This is a genomic window from Arthrobacter sp. CAL618 (assembly GCF_000468215.1).
Taxonomy (GTDB): domain Bacteria; phylum Actinomycetota; class Actinomycetes; order Actinomycetales; family Micrococcaceae; genus Arthrobacter_D.
In genome coordinates, this window is record NZ_ASZW01000072.1 from 11,996 (window position 1) to 32,490 (window position 20,495).

The following is a 20,495-nucleotide window of genomic DNA, read 5'->3' on the forward strand; positions in this document are numbered from 1 at the left end:
GAGCCGTTCCACCTTGTTCTCCTCGTAGGACTCGAAGTTACCCTCGAACCAGTACCACTTGTCCGGGTTCTCCTCGGTGCCCTCGTAAGCGAGGATGTGGGTCACGACCCGGTCGAGGAACCACCGGTCGTGCGATACCACCACGGCGCAGCCGGGGAATTCCAGCAGTGCGTTTTCCAGGCTGGACAGCGTTTCGACGTCGAGGTCGTTAGTCGGTTCGTCAAGGAGGAGAAGGTTTCCACCCTGTTTGAGCGTCAGGGCCAGGTTCAGCCGGTTACGCTCACCACCGGAGAGGACACCGGCACGCTTCTGCTGATCGGGGCCCTTGAAGCCGAAGGCCGATACGTAGGCCCGTGAAGGCATTTCGACCTGACCCACCTGGATGAAGTCGTGTCCGTTGGAGACAACCTCCCAGAGGGTCTTCTCGGGGTCGATGCCACCACGGGACTGGTCGACGTAGGAGATTTTCACCGAATCACCGATGGTCAGCTTGCCGCCGTCGATTGGTTCCAGGCCCACGATGGTCTTGAACAGCGTGGTCTTACCGACGCCGTTGGGGCCGATGACGCCGACGATGCCGTTGCGGGGCAGCGAGAAGGACAGTCCGTCGATCAGGATGCGATCGTCGTAGCCCTTGCGCAGGTCAGTCGCTTCAATGACCTGGTTACCCAGGCGTGGGCCCGGCGGGATCTGGATGTCTTCGAAGTCGAGCTTCTTGGTGCGCTCCGCTTCTGACGCCATTTCCTCGTACCTGGCGAGCCTGGCCTTCGACTTGGTCTGGCGGCCCTTGGCGTTGGAGCGAACCCATTCGAGTTCCTCGGTGAGGCGCTTGGACTGCTTCGCATCCTTTTTGCCCTGCACCTCGAGGCGGGCACGCTTCTTTTCCAGGTAGGTGGAGTAGTTGCCCTCGTAGGGGTACAGGTGGCCGCGGTCGACCTCGGCGATCCACTGTGCAACGTGGTCGAGGAAGTACCGGTCGTGGGTCACGGCCAGGACAGCTCCGGCGTAGCTCTTGAGGTGCTGCTCGAGCCACAGCACACTTTCAGCGTCGAGGTGGTTGGTGGGCTCATCGAGGAGCAGCAGGTCGGGCTTCTGCAGAAGCAGCTTGCACAACGCAACCCGGCGTCGTTCGCCACCGGAAAGGATCGTGACATCGGTTTCCGGGGGCGGGCAGCGCAGCGCGTCCATGGCCTGTTCCAGCTGGGAATCGAGGTCCCAGGCGTCAGCCGCGTCGATGGCTTCCTGCAGTTTCCCCATCTCTTCAAGCAGGGTGTCGAAGTCGGCGTCCGGGTTGGCCATCTCTTCGGAGATCTCGTTGAACCGCTGGATCTTGCCGTAGATCTCACCGACACCTTCCTGCACGTTGCCCAGAACGGTCTTTTCCTCGTTCAGGGGCGGCTCCTGCAGCAGGATGCCCACTGAGTAGCCAGCGCTGAGCTTCGCTTCGCCGTTCGAAGGGGTGTCCAGGCCTGCCATGATCTTCAGGATGGTGGACTTGCCCGAGCCGTTGGGGCCCACGACGCCAATCTTCGCGCCGGGGTAGAAGGACATGCTGACGTCGTCGAGGATTACTTTGTCGCCGACAGCCTTGCGTGCCTTGGTCATTGTGTAGATAAATTCCGCCATGCTCCAAGGCTAGTCGGTGCAACCAACTATCTCCCATTTGTGTGCGGTAGCTCCCGTTGCCTGACAGGAGCGTTCCCCTTGAGAAGGGTGGCGCCGCCGAGTTCTAGAAGGGTGCGTCACTGAGTTGACGTCCTGCTTCCGGTGAACTGGTGCCACCGCCAGACGCGTCATCGGCGTCGTCGGCGTCAGCGGTGTGCCCGGCGTCGGCGTCAGCGGTCTGCCCGTCAGTGTGCCCGTCGGTGTGCCCATCAGTGTGCCGCCTGTCAGTCTGCCCGTCGGTGTGCTCTGCGCCGTCGTCGTCGGAGCGCTCCGGGTAGCCGCCCGACGCGTCCATGATCTCCCCGGTGGCCTGGTCGACCCGTGGATAATCCACGTCGGAGTCCTGCACATCCGATGGATCACCCGCCGTCGACGTTTCCCCTCCGATGCGGTCGGCGCTGGTGCGGTGGAAGTGGGCGGTCCCCCACATCAGGTCATGCCCGACCGTTTCAGCGTCGATATCTACCGAGGTACCGGTTCTCCCGTCCTCCCGGATCCATGGCCGGACCCGAAGCCGCCCGCTCACCACCACCTTGTCGCCCTTCTTGATGCTCACTCCGGCGTTGGTGGCCAATTGCCTGAACATCGACACGGCGTACCAGTTGGTTTGGCCGTCAGCCCAGGAGCTGGTGTTCCGATCGAATCGGCGCTCGGTCGAGCACATGCGGAAACTGGCGTAGGCCAGGCCGCTGACTGCGACCCCTGACTTGACGTCGGTGGCCACATAGCCTCGGACTGTGATGTTGTCGCTCATCGAATTCCCCTTCAGCAAAGGTGTGCGCTGGCGGGTGTGCCAGCAGACACTATTTCACCGGTACCGAGGTGCGGGCGGGGGCTGTGGCAGCCCTATGTGGACAGGCTGAGGGAAGGGTCGCAGGTGGAGGGAAAGTCATCAACACGCTGGACCGGTTGCGGTCGGCCGCAACTCCGCGGGCCGCCTCTGTTCCGGGGGCTGGGGTCTTGCCTGCAGGTCGTCCTGTTCCGGGGCCAGCGTCTTGCCTGCTGGTCGGCCCGGTAATGCTGTGGTGCCCCCGGCGCGATTCGAACGCGCGACCAACGGATTAGAAGGCCGTTGCTCTATCCACTGAGCTACGGGGGCGACTTTTCTAGGTTACTACGCCGCCCAGCATCGTCGTGACGACGGGCGGCCCGGTTCTACGTCAGCATCTGGACATGCGTGGCTGACATGCAGGGCATTTCCGTCCACGGATGGCCGGGTTGCTCCCCGGGGTCCGTGTTGGTCACCGGGGTCCGGGTTGGTCACCGGAACGGGTGGTGGTTCGCTACGCCCCGAAGGTCACCTTGAGTTCGAGGTGGTGCTGGCCTGCGATGTCCTGTGAATAGACCGCCTTGCCGGAGATTCCCGTGAGGCCTTCGGTACCGGATCCCGGGATGATGTGGCCTGAACTGGCTGCAGCACTACCCTCGGCAATCCCCCAGTGCTGGACGATCATGGTGCCCACCCTGCCGCCGACCGATCCGGTGAAGACCTCCGACGCGACGTAGCCGGCGCCGAAGTCGTTCCCCGCCATCAGTAACTCGGCGAAACTGGTCCCAGCCAGGTCGCCGGTAAAGACTTTGGTGGCGCTGACCCGGGACAATTCACTCGACGACCCGGGAACTGAATAGGGCTCGGGACTCCAGTCAGATATCTCGAAATCGCCGCTGATGATGTGTTCTGTCGATTCGGTCATTGACCCAGTATCGCCGGTTCAGCCCGAGAAAGCATGTTTGGGAGGACCCCGGTGATCAGTGCAGCTCGCCTGCCGCCGGGGTTTCATAGCGTTTCCGGAACAGAATCTTGGTCTTCGGATCGAGGAAAACCAGGTAGCACGCGAAGCCCAGAGCCACCACCGCAGCGACCTGCCGTGCCACCGTCAGGCTGAGCTCGAAGTACGGGAAAATGTCCAGCTGATCCGAGATGGCGTAGATCATGAAGAAGGACACCATGAAGTAGAGGGTCTTGACCTGCCAGTCGTTGCGGATACCGGTCACGGCGAACAAGGGGATCAGCCACACGACGTACCAGGACTGGATCATCGGCGCGAGAAACACGATCGCCGCGAAGGCGAGGGCGAGCCGGCGTACCAACCGGCTGTGTTCACCGGTGAACATGAGCCACCCGATGATGGCCAGCGAGGTGATCCGCCCCAGCAGGTAGACCACATCAGTGAAGGATTGACCGTCAAAGCCCAGTGCGTCCGCGAGGATCATGACGACCATGCCCAGGAATCCAATGGGTGCGTACCAGATCCAGACGCTGCCCGGGGTGCTCAGTGCGCCCACCCAGCCAAACCCGAACCCGTTGATCATTCCCATCACCCAGAGGATGGCAAATGAGATGCCAGCGGTGAGACCCCAGTAGAGGAACTTCCGCGGCCAGCTGGCACCTTTACCTGCCCACATCAGCCCCATGAAAGGAAGAAAGATCAGCGTGATGGGCTTGATGGCGATGGACAGGGTGACGATCACGATGGCGCGCAGCGGTTTCTGGGTCGCCGCCAGGTAGAGCCCCCAGAGGGCAAGACCGATCATCAGCGCATCATTGTGGATGCTGGCGATGAAATTGATCAGGAAGAGGGGGTTCGCCGCGGTCAGCCACAGCGCCCGGTTGGGGTTAACGCCGTGCAGTTCGGCGAGTTTGGGCACGTAATACACGCACAGTGCCACTCCCACAATGGCGATGAGCCGGAAGAGCAATATCGAGAAGTCGGGTTGCCCGCCGGTGATGCCAACCACCAGGGCTTCAATCCACAGGAATACGGGCCCGTAGGGGGTGGGGCTTTGCGCCCACATATCGTCGGCACCGATTTGCAGGTAGTTCGAGATCTGGGAGTAGCCGTCGACATAGGGGTTCAACCCTGACAACACCACCTGGCCCTGCGCGATGTATGCGAACACATCCCTGCTGAACAGCGGGAGGGCCAGGCACATGGGCGCACCCCAGGCAATCACGGCGCGGAGGATCACCGGCCGGGACTCGGGCCCCCACCCATGCAGGCGTTGACCAAGCCGCAGCCAGGAGCGGACCAGAAGCATGCCACCCAAAGCGAGGATCAGGACGGACACCACAGCGCCGGCCGGTTCAAACCGCATCCACATGATGACGGGGACCCTGCGCAACTCGACCGACGCCAGCGACAGCCAGCCGACACCATACGATCCGATCATCATCAGCAGTGATCCCACGAACCCCTGGATAACCGCGACATTCGGGCGGCCCGCCAAGGCCGAGTCCGTCCGGGGCTGCGAGGCGTCGGCTGGCACCTGGGCAGTCATCTGTGGTTATCCAATCTTCGGTCGAACACTAAATCTCGAACGGCTGTTCTGCTGAAATACTGCATCTAAACCGAGGTGCCGTGGCCGGGCAGACTGGCTAGATTTTAGCATTGACAGCTGGTCCGTAGCCGGTATCGCCGCACCCGGTTGCTGCGTCCGGATCCGGCGAAACAGTGCTTACACTTGGCTTGACCAATATTCCTTGACGATTTGGTGGTACATGGCTTTGGGGCGCCACAGTGCGGAACCTGTCAAACGGCAGAAACCCGCTGACGAACTTCTTGCGTGGGGTGTGTTTATCTCGGCGGCATGTTTCGCCTCCATGTGGGTCCTGGACCTCGACCCCGGACCCGGGTTTATCCTGGGCGCGATGCCGGCGGCAGCTTTCGGTGTGGTCTGGATCCTCAACAACGGTGCCCTCACCCAACACCCCGCTGGAGCCCACTCGGCCTCGTGCCGGCCTGCGCCAACAGCAGCCACTGCACCCGTTGGCACCACAACACCGGGCGCGACGCCGGAGCCCACCAGGGGTCACGGTACCCAGCCGGGTCCGCAGCCCACCCGTCCGGCCCTGGCCCAGCCCGCTCGTGAGCAGCCAGCCTCGGAAGCGGGGAGCCACACCGCGGCGAGCCGTTGGGTTCAGGAGTTCGGTCCGCCGGACACCGGCCCACTGCCGGTTCAGGCTTATCGGCGCAACCGCGGTGCGGGAGTGTTCGCCGGATCAGTTGAGCAACGCTCCGACGGCCGCCAGTGGAGCCACTCCCGCGCCTGATCACGCGGTACATTTGGGGTGTGCCGATATCTAATGAACACATTGTCTGGATTGATTGCGAAATGACGGGGCTCGACCTCGTCTCGGACGCACTCATCGAAGTTGCAGTACTCGTGACTGATTCCGAGCTGAACATTCTGGGAGAGGGTGTCGACGTCGTCATCAAGCCCGACGACGCCGCGCTCGCGCAGATGGGCGATTTTGTGCGGGACATGCACACGACGTCAGGGCTGCTCACCGAACTTCCCGAGGGCATCAGCATGGCCGAGGCTGAGGCTGAGGTACTGGCCTACATCACCAAATGGGTTCCCGAACCCCGCAAGGCCCAGCTGGGAGGGAACTCGGTGGGTACCGACCGGTCGTTCCTGGCCCGCGACATGCCGGCCGTGATCGAGCACCTGCACTACCGGATCATCGATGTATCGACCATCAAGGAACTCGCTCGCCGGTGGTTCACCCGGGCGTATTTCCAGTCCCCTGCCAAGAGTGGGGGGCACCGGGCCCTGGGGGATATCCAGGACTCCATCCGTGAGCTGCGTTACTACCGGGAGTCGATTTTCGTGCCGAGCCCGGGCCCCGATTCGGCGTCCAGCAAAGCGATTGCCGGGTCGATGGCTGACTAGTTCGGGCGCCCGGAACCCCTTCCGGGCAGCCGGTTGCAGAGGGACCGCAAAAATTGTGTAGACTTGTCTGCGCTGCCTTTTGTAGGTGACAACACGACCGGAAACATCCGGTGGGATGTCATTTTGGCCGAAGGCACATGGTGGGTATAGCTCAGTTGGCAGAGCGCCTGGTTGTGGTCCAGGAGGTCGCGGGTTCAAGCCCCGTTACTCACCCCAAGAAGGTTGAAAGTTAGCCTTGGAAGGCCGTCCCTGAAGATCTTCGGGGGCGGCCTTACCTGTAGGACCCAGGCCGGCGTCAGCTGGCGTTGAGCCACCGTGGAGGTTGGACCGCATGGAACGCAACGTGTTTGAGGAAGACCATCTGCTGTTCCGCGAGGTCGCAGCCGAATTCATTTCCCGCGAAGTGGCACCCCACTACGCCAGCTGGGACCAGGACCACCTCATGCCACGCACGCTGTGGACTGCCGCTGGCGAACAGGGGCTCCTTGGTCTGGCCGTGCCCGAGGAGTTCGGCGGGGCGGGAATGCCCGATTATCGTTTCCGCGCCGTGCTGGACGAGGAGTTCGCCAAAACGAACCACCTCGCCGTCGCCCTCGCCTTCCACCTGCACGACGACCTGGTCCTCCCCCACCTGCTGGCCTACGGCTCCGACGACCTCAAAGCCCGGTGGCTCCCCGGGATGGTCAGCGGCGAACTCGTCACCAGCGTTGCGTGGACCGAGCCCGGTGCCGGCAGCGACCTGCGCGGCATCAGGACCAAGGCGGTGCGCGACGGCGACGACTGGCTGATCTCCGGACAGAAAACCTTCATCGGCAACGGCATCAGCGGTGACGCCTCCCTCGTGCTGGCCCGCACCGACGGCAGCACCGGCCGGGGCTCCGCTGACTCCTTCTCCCTGTTCATGGTCGAAAAAGGCGAGGGGTACAACACCGGCAAACAGCTCGACAAAATGGGCCTGAAAGCCTCCGACACCGCCGAGCTCTTTTTCGATGAGGTTCGGGTCACCGGGGACAACCTGGTGGGCGAACTGGGCCACGGGCTCCGTTACGCCACCGAACAGCTGCCGCAGGGGCGCCTCGCGATTGCCGTTGCAGCCTCAGCTGTGTCCCGTGCCAGCTACGAGGCCGCCGTCACATACACCAAGGAACGCAACGCGTTTGGCGAGCGGGTTATCGACTTCCAGAACACCCGTTTCCAGCTGGCCGATATCCTCACCGAGGTTGAGGTCACCGAAACGTACGTCGACCAGGCGATGCTCGCGTTCAACGCCGGAACCCTGGACGCGGCCAGCGCTGCCCGGGTGAAACTGTGGGCAAGCGAGCGGGCCAAATCCATCACTGACCGCTGCCTCCAGCTCCACGGCGGGTACGGGTACATCCTCGAGTATCCGGTGGCGCAGGCGTTCCTCGCCACCCGGCTGCTCACCATCTTCGGCGGCACCAGCGAGATCATGCGCGACGTCGTCGGCCGCCACATCGCCGGCCGATAACCGAGCTCGTTAGCCCCTTCCGATTTTCTCCCCTCCAGGAAAGCGACAATGACCGTTCACCCAGTCACCATCACCGGTGAGCCTGTGCTGCACCGCCGCGCCGCCGTCGTCACCGAGTTCGATGAGCAGCTGCGCACCCTCATTGCCGACATGTTCGAGACCATGGACGAAGCCAACGGCGTTGGCCTCGCCGCACCGCAGATCGGCGTGGGCCAGCGGATATTCGTGTACGGGATGGTGAACGACGACGACGTCGCGCCCCGCGGCGTGTTGGTGAATCCGACGCTGGTGACCACCAAGATTTCGGGGGCCGACCCGGACCCCGACGAAGAATCCGAGGGTTGCCTGTCCGTTCCTGGTGAATCCTTTCCGCTGAAACGCGCCGAATGGGTCAAGGTGACGGGTTTTGACGGCTTCGGCGAGCGGGTTGAATTTGTGGCCACCGGCTGGTTTGCACGTTGCATGCAGCACGAGTATGACCATCTGGAAGGCAAGCTGTACGTTGACCGGCTCGTCGAACCCTATTCACGCGCCGCCCGCAAGGCCATCAAGAAGAATGCCTGGGGCGCTCCCGGTCTGACCTGGATGCCAGGTGTGGACCCGGACCCCTTCGGCCACTAGCCGACGGCGCCCGCTGGTCCGGTCGGCCGGTCCGGTCCGTAGGTCTGGTCTGTCCGGTGGTCCGGTCGGTCTGGTCGGCCGGTCCGGTCCGTGGCTGCTAGACCTCTTTGGCGGCGGCACCCGGCTCCTGCCCGGGTTCGAGATCCTCAAGCCGCTCGACGTGTCGGAGCGGCCCAAAGATCGCCACGAGGGGTGCTCCGGCCGTCAGGATGACGCCGATCAGGATAGCGGTCCAGATTCCGACCAGCTCTGCCAGGATGCCACCGAGGATACTGGCGATCCCCAGCATCCCCCAGCTGACCATCCGGGAAGCGGCCCCGAGCCTGCCCATCATGGTGGGCGGGCAAACCCGCTGTCTGAAGGCTGCCCCGACCACGATGTTCCAGGCGACGCACACGCCCATCAGGAACAGGCCCAGCACGCCCCAGAGCATTCCGTAGCCCGGGGTCATGACCAGCAGCGAGGCGTAGCCCAGCACGCCGGGCACCATCGAATAGCGCCAGACCGGGCCGGACCCAAACCGGTCGGTGGCGCCCTTGACGGTAATACCGCCCAACGCTCCGCCGACGGACGCTGCGGCCAGGAGCACGCCCAGCCAGATCTCGGACTCGTTGAGGGTCCGAAGCACCAAAAGCACCAAAAGCGATGCGACCATACTTCCGCCCAGATTCCAGAGCGCCGCGTTGAACAGGATCGCCCGCAGCGGACCGGTGCTGAACGTGTAACGCAGCCCGTCCTTCATCTCCCGGAAGATCCGCCGCTCCCCCTGGTGCGGCTGCGCCTCCTTGAGCTTCAGGGACGAAATGGCGAACAGGGAGGCGACCGACGTCGCGATCTGCACCAGCAAGGAATTGGAGGCGCCGAACGCCACGGTCAACCAGCCGGCCAGGCCGCGACCGGCCGCGTCCGCGGACGCCGACGACGCCGTCATCAGGCCGTTGCCTTCGACCAGCTCATCCTTCGACACCGCCTGGGGTATCAACGCCTGGTCAGCCAGGGTGAAGAAGACTGCCGACAGGCCGACAAGGAAGGAGACAATGAACAGTTGGGCGATAGACATGATGCCGAACCAGAACGCCACCGGCAGGGTCGCCAGCACGAGAATGCGCGCGATCAGGGACCAAATAATCACCGGCTTCCGTGGCCACCGGTCCACCCAGACTCCCACCGGCAACCCCAGCAGCAGCCATGGGAGGAAAGTCATTCCTGCCAGCGCGGCCACAGCGAAGTCGCTGGCCTGCAGTTCGATGACGGCAATAACGGGGAAGGCGATGGAGGTGACCGCCGTTCCCAGCACCCCGACGGTGCTGGAAAGCCACAGTGCCCGAAAGTTGCGGTTGCGTACCAGCAACGACTTTTGGGGCACCAGGGTGTCGGTCATTGGGATAGCGTAACCGAGCAGAATCGCTTCACTAGCCAGATCGGGAATTCTATTTGAACTTCGTCCCGGGGTCTTGACCAGCGGCCCTGGCGCAGAGATAATTACCGGTTTTTTGGGGATGGGTTGACCGATACGCCGGGTTCTGTCCTTCACCACCGTCGCCGGTGGTGAAGTGGCGGCCATCCATCTACGAACGCCGTTGCCGACGCCCTCCAGCGGCCTACCCGGACACTCAGGCGAGCAGCCTTCAAACGCGCCCTGTCTGGCCTTGCTCCGGGTGGGGTTTACCGAGCCGCGCCGGTCACCCAGCACGCTGGTGGTCTCTTACACCACCTTTTCACCCTTACTGCAGCGCATTGCTGCGGGCTGCAGCGGTCTGTTTTCTGTGGCACTTTCCTGCGGGTTACCCCGAGTGGGCGTTACCCACCACCCTGCTCTGCGGAGCCCGGACGTTCCTCGGTGCACCGATCCCTCGCGCCAGGCGCTTGAGTCGGTGCAACGCGGCCGCCTAGTCAACCCATCCGCACCCGATTCTACGCGGCTGGCGGCCCTGTCCTTAACCGTCCAACGACTGGTGGTCCTCGGTACCCGGCATTATGGGGGCGGTGAACCTGGGTAAAGTAGTGCGGTGCTGATTTTGCTGCCCCCGTCCGAAGGTAAATCCCCAGCGGTGAAGGGCTCTGCCGTGAATCTCGGAGGTCTTCAGTTCCCTGAGCTCACGGCCGCCCGCCAAACGGTGCTGGGCTCCCTGGCTATCGCCAGCACCGGCCCGGACGCTCACCGTATCCTTGGTGTCGGCCCGTCGCTGGGCGCCGAGGTGCTCCGCAACATCACCCTGCTGGATCAGCCCGCGGCACCGGCCTACCAGGTCTACTCGGGGGTCCTGTACGACGCGCTGGGTTACAGCACCCTCACCCCGGGGCAACGCCGGAAGGCTCAGGAATCGGTGGTGGTGATCTCTGCGCTCTGGGGGGCCCTTGGCTTCGCCGATGCGATCCCTGCCTACCGGTTGTCCATGTCGGTGTCACTTCCCGGCACCGGTACGCTCGCCTCCTTCTGGAAGCAACGCCTTGCCGGTCCCCTGGATCACCGGTCCGGCGATTCGCTCATCGTTGACTGCCGCTCCAGCACCTATGGGGCGGCCTGGGCTGGTGTCCCCGAGCGGACAGTCGCGGTGAACGTGCTGCTGGAGCGGGACGGCAAGCGTTCAGTGGTGTCCCACTCAGCCAAGCACACCCGCGGACTGCTGGCCCGGCATTTGATTACCCGGCGGTCCAGCCGCCCCACCACACCGGATCAGCTGCTGAAGGCTGCCCGCGAGCAGTGGCAAGCCGAACTCACCCCGGCCACCTCACGCAAACCAGCCCAGCTCAGCATCATCCTGGAGGGCTAGTCGCTCAGGTGGATTGAGCTGGTCCGTCCCAGTCGGCGACCAGCTCCACTTCAAAACCGGCCGCGTTCTCCAGGTAAGCCGCGTAACTTTGCGGGCCGCCGGCGTGCGGGTACGCGTCGGCGAACATCGGCGTCCAGCCATGGCTTGTGGCGCGGCGTGCCAGTAAATCCGCCTCAGCCGGGCTTCCGGCCCGGAACGCCAGATGATTCAACCCGGGCCGACGTCGTTCGTGAAGCTCGCCGGTGACATCAGGGCCTGCTTCAATCACCAGGTACAGCCCGTCGGCGCCGACGTAGCTGGCGCCGTCCGCCCAGGTTTCCCTGGCTGTGAAGCCAAGTTGCAGTAACAGCCAGCCGAGGGAAGCTGTGGCCGCCTGCAGATCACTGACCCACAGCTCAACATGGTGCAGCCGTCCGGACGGCGCCCTGACCGGCTCAGGCCCAGACTCAGCTGCCTCAGCTGCCGGTCCGGCGCTGGCTGGAGAGAGGCTGCGCGGCACCCAGGGGGTGCCGGCCATGCCCGCGTCCATCGCCTCGTTGGACAGACGATCGGCGTCCTTGTTGATCTCCCGCGGAATCCACTGGTACTTCACCCGCCGGGGATCCAGCACCCCCCGGGCCTTTCGGGCCAGAGCCTGCATGTCTGCGTGCTTGATTTTCCAGCGCCCCTCCATCTGCTCAACCACGAGCTTGGAGTCCATCTTGACGAGGATCCGGCAGGTGGGATCGAGCTCGTTGGCCAGTTCCAGACCGGCAACGAGGCCTGAGTACTCGGCGACGTTGTTGGACGCCTTGCCGATGTAGGCGGCCTTCTCCACCAGGATGGCACCGGATTCCGGGTCGCGCACCAGAGCGCCGTAGCCGGCGTGGCCGGGATTGCCCCTGGATCCGCCGTCGGCTTCCACAATCAGGAACCGCGGAGCTGCCGTGGTGGGGGTTTCGTCGGCGTGATCAAAAAGGGTTTGTTCAGCGGGCACCGGCTCAGTTGCCCCACTCGTCGGATCGCACCAGAATGGCGCCCGAGTCCGGGCAAAACACGAGGTCGTCCTCGGCAGCTTTGCGGAGGTCAGCGAGGTCACCGGGGCTCAGCTGCATTCCCGAGCCTTCAGAGGTGCCGTGGAACAGGCGCGCAGCACCCACACCGCGGCGGGCGAGGGTCTTTTCGTACAAGGCGAGAAGACCAGCCTCGAAGGTCGCTGCCAATTCGGCGCGCTCGGCTTTGACCGAGTCCGCCTCGGCTGCAATGGTGGCCAGTTCGGCGTCGCGGGTGGATTCAATCGCGGCGAGACGCTCCCGGGCGTCGTCCTTCAACTGTTGCGCCGACTGTTTGGCTCCGCGGGCCGATTCGACCCGTTCCATGATGTCCAGTTCGACATCTTCAAGATCTGAGCGTCGTTTGGTCAGGGACGCGACTTCGCTCTGCAGGGCTATCAGGTCCTTGGGACTGCCCGTGCCGCTGTCCAGTCGCTTCTGGTCGCGCTCGAGCCGGTTGACGACCGACTGCACGTCATCCTCGGAGCGGGTCAGTTCACGCTCAAGATCGAGGAGTGCCGTTTCGGCGCGCACCAGGTCGCCGTCGGTCCCTTCAAGCTGTGAGGAAAGCTCAGCAATGGCCGGATTAGCCCGCGCTGTGGCCGCCTGACGTTGCAGCTGGTTCAGCCGCGAGTCGAGCGCCTGTAGTTCCAACAGCCGAAGCTGCTCTGCCGGTGGTGCTTTTGCCACAGTAAAACCTCCGCAGTTGCTGATGGGGCGTCCATCCACCCTATTGCACAGAGCGCGGTCCGGTCACCGTCGAGGAGCCGTGAACCTTCGTGGGCCGACTGCCTGGTTTCCGGCTAGTCGGTGCCGGGCGTCAGGACAAAATCCCAGGGGTCTGAGTTGACGGTGCTGACCCTGATCTCGGCGGTGAATCCCTGATCGGCCAGCACATTCTCCAGGGCTGCGGCAGCGGGCGTCAGCCAGAGCCATTCGCTGCCGAAGTGTGACACATCGATCAGGTATGGCCTGCCATCCCCGGCCGCTTCGCGCGCTTCCGACACCGGGTGGTGGCGAAGGTCAGCGGTCACGTAGACGTCGGCGCGGCTTTCCCGTACCTTCTCGAAGAGGCTGTCGCCTGCTCCGCCGCACACAGCAACCCGGCGTACCACTGCGTCGCGGTCACCGGCAACGCGTACTCCTCCCGCTACCGCCGGCAGGATCGAGAACACCACGCCGGCGAAATCACCCAGGGTGGTCGCCTCGGTGAGATTACCGACACGCCCGATGCCCTCCTCCGGGAGCCCATCAGCGGATTTGGAGAGGGGTTCGACGTCCTCCAGCCCGAACGCGTCTGCCAGCACATCCGATACGCCGCCAACGGCGCTATCGCCGTTGGTGTGGACTGTGGCGAGGGCGCACCCGCCCTCAATCAGACGGTGCACCGCATCGCCCTTGAAGTGGCTGGCCGCCACCGAATTCACGGGCTTCATCATCAGGGGGTGATGGACGATAACCAGGTCAGCACCCCAGTCAAGGGCCTCGCTGATCACGGCGTGGGTCGGATCGACGGCGAACAGGATTTTCGCCGCGCTGCGCTCCGGCCTCCCGACCACCAGGCCGACCGCGTCCCAGCTCTCGGCCAGGGCCTCGGGCCACAGTTCCTCAATGGCTAACAGGGCATCGCCCACACTCGGCGTCGTAGCGCCTTCGGTGGGCTGCTCGGAGGGTTGCTCAGCGGTCTGATGATCAGCTTCCATAGCACTAGTTGTACCCCGCAATTGCTGCTCAGGCCCAATTTTGGGGGTCCCCGTTGTCACTGATCGTGCGCCTCGGGAATCTTCTGGATCGGCAACGCATTGTTATAGGCATGATGACATTCGTACTTGGCGGAGGCTGCTTCTGGTGCCTCGACGCCCTTTACCAAAAAACCCGCGGCGTCACCGACGTCATCTCCGGCTATACCGGCGGTCACACCCCGGACCCTGACTACGACGCGGTCTGCACCGGCACCACCGGTCACGCCGAAGTAGTGGCGGTGACCTTCGACGAATCCATCATCCCGCCGGAGGTGATCCTCGACATGTTTTTCGTGTCGCACGATCCGACCACCCTCAACCGCCAGGGATACGACGTCGGTACCCAGTACCGGTCGTCAATGTTCTACCAGGACACCGAACAGAAGGAACTGTTCGAGCGTTCCATTGAACGGAACCAGGAGAGTTGGTCCACGCCGATCGTCACCGAGGTCAGCCGGCTCCCCCGCTTCCACCTGGCCGAGGAATGGCACAACAATTTCTATGCCAAGCACCCCGAGCAGGGGTACTGCCAGGTGATCATCAACCCCAAGCTGGCCAAGGCGCGGCAGTATTACGCCCAATGGCTGATCGAGTAACGCACCCGCCCGCCAGCACACCAGCGCCGCTAGGCTGAATCCCAGCGTGCACCGGAGCATCCGGCGGACAAGTCCCGACTTCCAACCTAGGTAGGTACCCATGGCAAAAATTTACGACGACGTCACCCAACTGGTAGGTCGCACCCCCCTGGTGCGCCTGAACCGTCTGACCAAGGGCCTCGACGCCCAGGTCGCCGTCAAGCTCGAGTTCTACAACCCCGCAAACAGCGTCAAGGACCGGATCGGGGTGGCCATCATTGACGCCGCCGAGAAGGCAGGAGCGCTCAAGCCGGGCGGAACCATCGTTGAAGGCACCTCCGGTAACACCGGCATCTCCCTTGCCATGGTGGGCGCTGCACGCGGCTACCGGGTGCTGCTCACCATGCCCGAGACGATGTCCACCGAACGCCGGGTGATGTTGCGTGCCTATGGCGCCGAGATTGTGTTGACCCCCGGGTCCGAGGGCATGCGTGGCGCCGTGGACAAGGCCAAGGACATTGTGGCGACCACCGAGAACGCTATCTGGGCCCAGCAGTTCGCCAACGAAGCCAACCCGGCCATCCACCGCGCCACCACTGCGGAGGAAGTCTGGGAAGACACCGACGGTGCCGTTGACATCTTTGTGGCGGGTGTTGGCACCGGCGGAACCATCACCGGCGTCGGGCAGGTCCTCAAGGAACGCAAGCCTGGCGTTCAGATCGTCGCGGTGGAACCAGCCGATTCGCCGATCCTGAATGGTGGAGCCCCGGGCCCCCACAAGATCCAGGGCCTTGGCGCCAACTTCATCCCCGAAATTCTTGACCGGAACGCCTACGACGAGGTTATCGACGCTTCCGTCGAGGACTCGGTACGGGTTGCACGCGCCCTCGGAACCCAGGAAGGCATCCTCGGTGGCATCTCTTCCGGCGCCATCGTCTGGGCGGCCCTGGAGCTCGCCAAGCGGCCGGAGAACGCAGGTAAGCTCATTGTGGCTGTGGTCTGCGACTTCGGTGAGCGTTACATCTCAACTGTCCTGTTTGACGACATCAGGGGCTAACACCCCTCAACAGAAAGTAGTCTGTGAGTTTTTTAGCGCGACTGCACGAGGATCTTCAGACGGCCCGCGAACACGATCCGGCCGCCCGGGGTTCCTTCGAGAATGGGCTGGTCTATTCCGGCCTGCACGCAATCTGGGTGCACCGCCTGACGCACCGGATGTGGGCCAGACCCGGTCTACGGTTCCCGGCCCGGCTGCTGGCGCAGCTGGCCCGGGCGGCGACGGGGATTGAAATCCACCCCGCAGCGACCATTGGCCGGCGGTTTTTCATCGACCACGGCATGGGTGTGGTGATCGGCGGGACGGCCGAAATCGGTGAGGACGTAATGTTGTATCAGGGCGTTACGCTGGGTGGACGGTCCCTCGAAAAGGTCAAACGGCATCCAACCATCGGTGACCGGGTCACGATCGGCGCTGGCGCGAAGGTGCTCGGACCGATCACTATCGGCGCCGGAAGCGCCATCGGCGCCAACGCCGTCGTCGTCAAGGACACGCCGCCCGATTCAATTGCGACCGGCATCCCGGCGACCTACCGGCATCGCGATTCGGCGCGGGAAAACCTTCCGGCCGTTGACCCGGCGGAGTACATCGATCCGGCACTGTACATCTAGCGCACCGTTAAAGCGGGTTGGCCCGNAATTTGCCGGGCCAATCCTCAGTTAACAGCCGCTACGTACCGGTGCTGCCGTGACCAGTGGTGTTCTAGTGCGTGTCGACGGCTTCGATTTCCGACTTGTCTTCGCCCCAGAGAGTGTGGAAGGTGCCGTCGATGTCCACCCGGTTGTAGGTGTGGGCACCGAACAGGTCCCGCAGGCCCTGGGTGAGGGCTGCAGGCAGGCGTCGACGACGGAGCCCGTCATAGTATGCCAGCGACGCCGAGAACACCGGCACCGGGATGCCGAGCTGGACGGCGGTCGAGACGACCCGGCGCCAGGCCGGAAGCGCTCCGGCGATGGATTCGGCGAAGGCCGGGGCAAGCAGCAGGTTGGCTGGTTGACCGTCAGCGGTGGCGTAGGCCTTCATGATGTCGTCCAGCAGTTCGGCCCGGATGATGCAACCGGCACGCCACAGCGAAGCAATCTCATCCAGCTTCAGCTCCCAGCCGTACTCCTTGGCCGCTGCGGTGAGCATATCGATGCCTTGCGCGTAGCTGACCAGTTTGGAGGCGTACAGAGCCAACCGAACGTCCTCGACGAAGGTCTCGGGAAGCTCCACGGACCCTTCATGGCCGGCGAGGATCTCCTGTGCCTGGGCACGCTGGTCACGCTGCGACGACAGACCTCGGGCGAACACCGACTCGGCGATGCCCGACGTCGGGCTGCCCAGTTCGAGCGCCGAAACCACTGTCCAGCGGCCGGTCCCCTTCTGGCCCGCAGAGTCGACGACGACGTCAACGAAGGGCTTGCCCGTTTTGGCGTCGGTGTGGGCGAGCACCTCGGCGGTGATCTCGATCAGGAACGATGAGAGGGTGCCGGTGTTCCATTCGGTGAAGATCCTGGCTTGTTCGGCTGGCTCGATGCCAGCGCCCGACCGCAGGAGGTCGTAGGCCTCGCCGATGACCTGCATATCGGCGTACTCGATGCCGTTGTGGACCATTTTTACAAAATGACCGGCCCCGTCGGTGCCGATCCAGCGGCAGCATGGCTCGTCGTTGTACTTGGCGGAGATTTTCTCGAGCATCGGTCCCAGCGAATCGTAGGACTCGCGGGAGCCGCCCGGCATGATCGATGGGCCCAGCAGTGCGCCTTCCTCGCCCCCGGAGACACCGACGCCCACAAAGTGCAGGCCCTTGGTCGCCAGCTCAGCTTCCCGGCGGCGAGTGTCCTCGTAGTGCGAGTTACCGGCGTCGATAATGATGTCGCCCTTTTCGAGCAGCGGCTCGAGCTGGCCGATTACCGAGTCCACCGGGCCGCCAGCCTTGACCATGATCAGCACCCGGCGCGGCGTTTCAAGAGAATCGACGAGTTCCTGCAGGGATTCGGTGCGAATGAAGTCACCTTCGTGGCCGTGCTTCTCCAACAGGACGTCGGTCTTCTCGATCGAGCGGTTATGCAACGCAACGGTGTAACCGTTACGCGCAAGGTTGCGGGCCAAATTTGCGCCCATGACCGCAAGGCCTGTGACACCGATCTGTGCACTCATGAAGTCTCCAATACTGGGTTTGTGCCCCCACTGAGGCGGGCCGATACGCGGACAGCTGGCTAGCCCCGTATTACGAAGCAGTGCTTTCACCCTATTACTGCCGGTAGCCCAGTGGCTAGACGGGGTCGGATCGTGACGATCAGGCGTTCAGCATTTGCACTGATGAGTCGCCAAGCCAGCGCCGGGCCCCTAGACGGCGTCAGGGCAGAGGTGCTGGGAGGCGAGGGCCTGGGTGATCCGGATCCGTTCGACGGTTTCGTCGGTGAGATTCTCCGCCGGGTTGCGGGCGCCGAGTTGTTCGAGGTCGGTTCCAGCCGCCAGCTCCTCACAGACCTGCTGACCGGTGGCGAGGAGTTGTTCGTCCTTTGAGTACGCTGAGTCGGGTGCCGTCTGGCGCAATTCGGTGAGAAACCGTTCCTGGGAAGTGGCAGCACTGGCGGGTCCGCCGGCTGACCCGCAGCCCACCAGCCCAGCCAGCAGACAGAGCATGGCCGCGCTGGCGGCCTGGTTCGTTGTTCTCCGGTTCATAGCCCGATGGCTCCTGCCCGCCCGCTGTCAAGGCCGTAGGTGATTGGCAATGGAAAAACCCCGCCTTCTCAAGCTCTGTCGCTTGAGATGACGGGGTTTTCGGTGGTGGGTCCTACCGGGATCGAACCGATGACATCCACGGTGTAAACGTGGCGCTCTACCAGCTGAGCTAAAGACCCGAACACGTTGCCGGCGGTCCTTGGACCGGCCAACCAACGAAGAATTACTCTACTGGCATTCCAAATAGAATGCCAATCGCCGCCGGGCTAACGGCGCTCTAGGTCCGGCAGGGATTCGACGAGGAAGGTCAACGCCTCCGACACCCCGATGTCCACTAGGAGATTGGCCAGATCGTCGCCTCGGGTCTTACCCCGATTGATGATTACCACCGGCTTGCCTGCCTTCGATGCGTGTCGTACAAAACGCAGTCCACTCATTACCGTCAGCGACGATCCGGCCACCAGGAGGGCATCGCCGGCATCGACCACCTGGTAGGCCTCGGCAACCCTGTCCTTCGGCACGTTCTCTCCGAAGTACACAAAGTCTGGTTTCAGCATGCCTGAGCAGTTGGGGCAGGGGGCCATGACGAAATCGCCGGTGTCGTCGACGTCGGCGTCGGCGTCGGGTGCCACGTCCCCGGCGTCGGACTCACGCTCCAGATAACCGGGGTTGAGTGCTTCAAGGAGGACGGCGATCTCGGCGCGGCTGTATTGCGTCCGGCATTGCAGGCATACCACGCGGTCGTAGGTGCCATGCAGGTCGATCACCTCGGCGCTACCAGCGGCCGAGTGGAGCCGGTCAACGTTCTGGGTGATCAGCCCGGACAGCAGACCCCGCGCCTCGAGTGTTGCCAACGCCAGGTGTCCGGGATTGGGGTCCGCGTGACGGAGATGATGCCAGCCCACATGGTTCCGGGCCCAGTAGCGGCGCCGCAGTAGTTCGTCCCCGACGAACTGCTGATAGGTCATGGGGCTCCGGGGAACCGAATCTGGGCCGCGATAATCGGGGATCCCCGAATCTGTGCTGAGTCCGGCCCCGGTCAGCACCGCCAGTCGGTGGCCGCTCAGCAACTCGACTACCGCCCCCATCGCCCTCCCCTGCTCTGCGGTGAGGTCCTGGCCGGTGGCCACAGGATCGCCGCTGGCGAAACCAGTCAACCCTAAACCTTTAGGGGCTTTGGCATCGGGAGCGTTGGCGGTCATCAGGAGAGTTGCACCGGTGCGGCAAGAGTGGTCAGTGCCGTCTGATAAGCCCGAAGCGGACGAGGGGCTCCGAGTTCGGTTCTGAAGGTCGCTGCGATGACCCCGTCCGGGTCGATCAGGAAGGTGGCCCGCTCGGCGTAACCACGGGTGGCATCGAAGGCCCCGTATCGGATTGCGAGGGCGCCGTGCGGCCAGAAGTCCGCCAGTAAATCGAAGCCGAAGCCCTGCTCTTCGGCGTAGGCCCGCAGGGTGTACTTCGAGTCCACCGAGACCGCGAGGAGGCGGACGCCGTCGTCGTCGAACATGGCCAGGTTGTCACGCAACTCGCAGAGCTCACCGGTGCAGACACCCGAGAAGGCGAAGGGGTAGAACACCAGCGCGACTGGTGTCCCGCGCAGGTCGCCAAGACGAATTGTTTCGCCGAACTGATTTGACAGTGCGAAGTCCGGCGCTGGCTCGCCGATTGCCGGGAGCCCGGTCATGCTAGCTTTTCCGTCGGCTGACCAAACGGGTGGCTGCCCAATCCTTTGACACACCGGCCGACGACGTCGCGTGCAGTCCAGCGGTTGGTGCGGCTTCCTGGATCAGGGAGGGAGCAACGTAGCCGTCGCGTCCGGACTTGGGGGTGAGTACCCACACAGTGCCGCCCTCGTCGAGGCAGGTCAGGGAGTCCACGAGCGCGTCGACCAGGTCGCCGTCGTCGCTACGCCACCAGAGGAGCACACCGTCGACAACGTCCTGATCGTCTTCCGTGAGCAATTCCGATCCGGTTTCATCTTCGAGGGTGGCGCGGAAATCGAAGTCCACATCCTCGTCGTATCCGAGTTCCTGCAGCAGGTCCCCGTCCTTGAAACCCAACTTGCCCGCCACGGTATCCGCTGTGGCGGCTTCGGCCTCGCTCACTGTTGTCCTCCCGAAAGACTGTGGACCATCCTGGGGATGGGACCACTAGTTACGTTGATATGCATTATTACCAGCCAACACCCTTTAACGCC

The 20,495-nt window shown here is 63.7% G+C and carries 21 protein-coding genes, 3 tRNA genes and 1 other RNA gene (1 of these 25 cut by a window edge); 9 read left to right on the forward strand and 16 right to left on the reverse strand.

Annotated features, from left to right (window positions below):
* The 5 genes from ettA to mptB form a co-directional block, all read right to left on the reverse strand.
* Positions 1-1,626 carry the 5' portion of an energy-dependent translational throttle protein EttA gene (ettA, locus tag K728_RS0104360; RefSeq protein ID WP_024475973.1) on the reverse strand. It extends 27 nt beyond the left edge of the window, so 1,626 of the gene's 1,653 nt are visible here — the first part of the coding sequence; its start codon is at positions 1,624-1,626; the stop codon falls past the left edge of the window.
* A 103-nt stretch (positions 1,627-1,729) separates the two neighbouring features.
* Positions 1,730-2,419 carry a single-stranded DNA-binding protein gene (locus K728_RS20035; protein ID WP_024475974.1) on the reverse strand — a complete coding sequence of 230 codons (690 nt, stop codon included), beginning with the start codon at positions 2,417-2,419 and terminating at the stop codon, positions 1,730-1,732.
* Between the two features lie 269 nt (positions 2,420-2,688).
* Positions 2,689-2,764 (reverse strand) — tRNA-Arg (locus K728_RS0104370).
* Positions 2,765-2,948: 184 nt separating this feature from the next.
* Positions 2,949-3,359: a DUF3224 domain-containing protein gene (locus K728_RS0104375; RefSeq protein WP_019482876.1), complete on the reverse strand. Its 411-nt coding sequence runs from the start codon at positions 3,357-3,359 to the stop codon at positions 2,949-2,951.
* A gap of 55 nt (positions 3,360-3,414) precedes the next feature.
* The gene (mptB, locus tag K728_RS0104380) at positions 3,415-4,944 is read right to left on the reverse strand and encodes a polyprenol phosphomannose-dependent alpha 1,6 mannosyltransferase MptB (protein ID WP_019482877.1); all 1,530 of its coding nucleotides are present in this window, start codon (positions 4,942-4,944) and stop codon (positions 3,415-3,417) included.
* A gap of 220 nt (positions 4,945-5,164) precedes the next feature.
* Between mptB and K728_RS0104385 the strand changes: the two genes are divergently transcribed.
* The 5 genes from K728_RS0104385 (at position 5,165) to def (ending at position 8,449) form a co-directional block, all read left to right on the forward strand.
* Positions 5,165-5,716 (forward strand): hypothetical protein, encoded by a 552-nt coding sequence (locus K728_RS0104385; protein ID WP_024475975.1) that lies wholly within the window; start codon positions 5,165-5,167, stop codon positions 5,714-5,716.
* A 20-nt stretch (positions 5,717-5,736) separates the two neighbouring features.
* Positions 5,737-6,339 carry an oligoribonuclease gene (orn, locus tag K728_RS0104390; protein WP_083850901.1) on the forward strand — a complete coding sequence of 201 codons (603 nt, stop codon included), beginning with the start codon at positions 5,737-5,739 and terminating at the stop codon, positions 6,337-6,339.
* Positions 6,340-6,479: 140 nt separating this feature from the next.
* Positions 6,480-6,555: transfer RNA gene (locus K728_RS0104395), tRNA-His, on the forward strand.
* Between the two features lie 115 nt (positions 6,556-6,670).
* The gene (locus K728_RS0104400; protein WP_024475976.1) at positions 6,671-7,828 is read left to right on the forward strand and encodes an acyl-CoA dehydrogenase family protein; all 1,158 of its coding nucleotides are present in this window, start codon (positions 6,671-6,673) and stop codon (positions 7,826-7,828) included.
* A gap of 48 nt (positions 7,829-7,876) precedes the next feature.
* Positions 7,877-8,449, forward strand: coding sequence for a peptide deformylase (def, locus tag K728_RS0104405; protein ID WP_019482881.1), 573 nt, complete (start codon positions 7,877-7,879; stop codon positions 8,447-8,449).
* Between the two features lie 97 nt (positions 8,450-8,546).
* Here def and K728_RS0104410 read toward each other — a convergent pair whose 3' ends face one another.
* Both K728_RS0104410 and rnpB read right to left on the reverse strand, forming a co-directional pair.
* On the reverse strand, positions 8,547-9,830 hold the full coding sequence (locus tag K728_RS0104410; RefSeq protein WP_024475977.1) for an MFS transporter: 1,284 nt from the start codon (positions 9,828-9,830) through the stop codon (positions 8,547-8,549).
* A 115-nt stretch (positions 9,831-9,945) separates the two neighbouring features.
* An RNA gene (gene rnpB, locus K728_RS20040) (RNase P RNA component class A) lies at positions 9,946-10,350 on the reverse strand.
* 108 nt (positions 10,351-10,458) lie between these two features.
* Here rnpB and K728_RS0104415 point away from each other — a divergent pair.
* On the forward strand, positions 10,459-11,223 hold the full coding sequence (locus tag K728_RS0104415; protein WP_024475978.1) for a YaaA family protein: 765 nt from the start codon (positions 10,459-10,461) through the stop codon (positions 11,221-11,223).
* Positions 11,224-11,227: 4 nt separating this feature from the next.
* Here K728_RS0104415 and K728_RS0104420 read toward each other — a convergent pair whose 3' ends face one another.
* The 3 genes from K728_RS0104420 to K728_RS0104430 all read right to left on the reverse strand — a co-directional run bounded on the left by K728_RS0104420 (position 11,228) and on the right by K728_RS0104430 (position 13,957).
* Positions 11,228-12,199 (reverse strand): reverse transcriptase-like protein, encoded by a 972-nt coding sequence (locus tag K728_RS0104420; protein WP_024475979.1) that lies wholly within the window; start codon positions 12,197-12,199, stop codon positions 11,228-11,230.
* Between the two features lie 4 nt (positions 12,200-12,203).
* On the reverse strand, positions 12,204-12,944 hold the full coding sequence (locus K728_RS0104425) for a zinc ribbon domain-containing protein (RefSeq protein WP_019482885.1): 741 nt from the start codon (positions 12,942-12,944) through the stop codon (positions 12,204-12,206).
* Between the two features lie 113 nt (positions 12,945-13,057).
* Complete coding sequence (locus tag K728_RS0104430) at positions 13,058-13,957, reverse strand: Nif3-like dinuclear metal center hexameric protein (RefSeq protein ID WP_019482886.1); 900 nt, start codon at positions 13,955-13,957, stop codon at positions 13,058-13,060.
* A gap of 110 nt (positions 13,958-14,067) precedes the next feature.
* On the opposite strand from K728_RS0104430, the gene msrA reads away from it, so the two are divergent.
* The 3 genes from msrA to epsC all read left to right on the forward strand — a co-directional run bounded on the left by msrA (position 14,068) and on the right by epsC (position 16,239).
* Positions 14,068-14,592 (forward strand): peptide-methionine (S)-S-oxide reductase MsrA, encoded by a 525-nt coding sequence (msrA, locus tag K728_RS0104435; RefSeq protein WP_024475980.1) that lies wholly within the window; start codon positions 14,068-14,070, stop codon positions 14,590-14,592.
* A 100-nt stretch (positions 14,593-14,692) separates the two neighbouring features.
* Positions 14,693-15,628 carry a cysteine synthase A gene (cysK, locus tag K728_RS0104440; RefSeq protein ID WP_019482888.1) on the forward strand — a complete coding sequence of 312 codons (936 nt, stop codon included), beginning with the start codon at positions 14,693-14,695 and terminating at the stop codon, positions 15,626-15,628.
* A 23-nt stretch (positions 15,629-15,651) separates the two neighbouring features.
* On the forward strand, positions 15,652-16,239 hold the full coding sequence (gene epsC, locus K728_RS0104445; protein ID WP_019482889.1) for a serine O-acetyltransferase EpsC: 588 nt from the start codon (positions 15,652-15,654) through the stop codon (positions 16,237-16,239).
* A gap of 91 nt (positions 16,240-16,330) precedes the next feature.
* Here the strand turns inward: epsC and gndA are convergent, their stop codons facing one another.
* The 6 genes from gndA to K728_RS0104475 form a co-directional block, all read right to left on the reverse strand.
* Positions 16,331-17,770 (reverse strand): NADP-dependent phosphogluconate dehydrogenase, encoded by a 1,440-nt coding sequence (gene gndA / locus K728_RS0104450; RefSeq protein ID WP_019482890.1) that lies wholly within the window; start codon positions 17,768-17,770, stop codon positions 16,331-16,333.
* 189 nt (positions 17,771-17,959) lie between these two features.
* Complete coding sequence (locus K728_RS0104455) at positions 17,960-18,298, reverse strand: DUF732 domain-containing protein (RefSeq protein WP_024475981.1); 339 nt, start codon at positions 18,296-18,298, stop codon at positions 17,960-17,962.
* Between the two features lie 103 nt (positions 18,299-18,401).
* Positions 18,402-18,477: transfer RNA gene (locus K728_RS0104460), tRNA-Val, on the reverse strand.
* Between the two features lie 87 nt (positions 18,478-18,564).
* Positions 18,565-19,500: an NAD-dependent protein deacetylase gene (locus K728_RS0104465; RefSeq protein WP_024475982.1), complete on the reverse strand. Its 936-nt coding sequence runs from the start codon at positions 19,498-19,500 to the stop codon at positions 18,565-18,567.
* Positions 19,500-19,982, reverse strand: a complete 483-nt coding sequence (locus K728_RS0104470; RefSeq protein WP_019482894.1) for a peroxiredoxin — start codon at positions 19,980-19,982, stop codon at positions 19,500-19,502. The genes K728_RS0104465 and K728_RS0104470 overlap by 1 nt, the downstream gene beginning before the upstream one ends.
* Position 19,983: 1 nt before the next feature.
* Positions 19,984-20,403 carry a DUF3052 domain-containing protein gene (locus K728_RS0104475; RefSeq protein WP_019482895.1) on the reverse strand — a complete coding sequence of 140 codons (420 nt, stop codon included), beginning with the start codon at positions 20,401-20,403 and terminating at the stop codon, positions 19,984-19,986.
* Positions 20,404-20,495 lie beyond the last annotated feature (92 nt).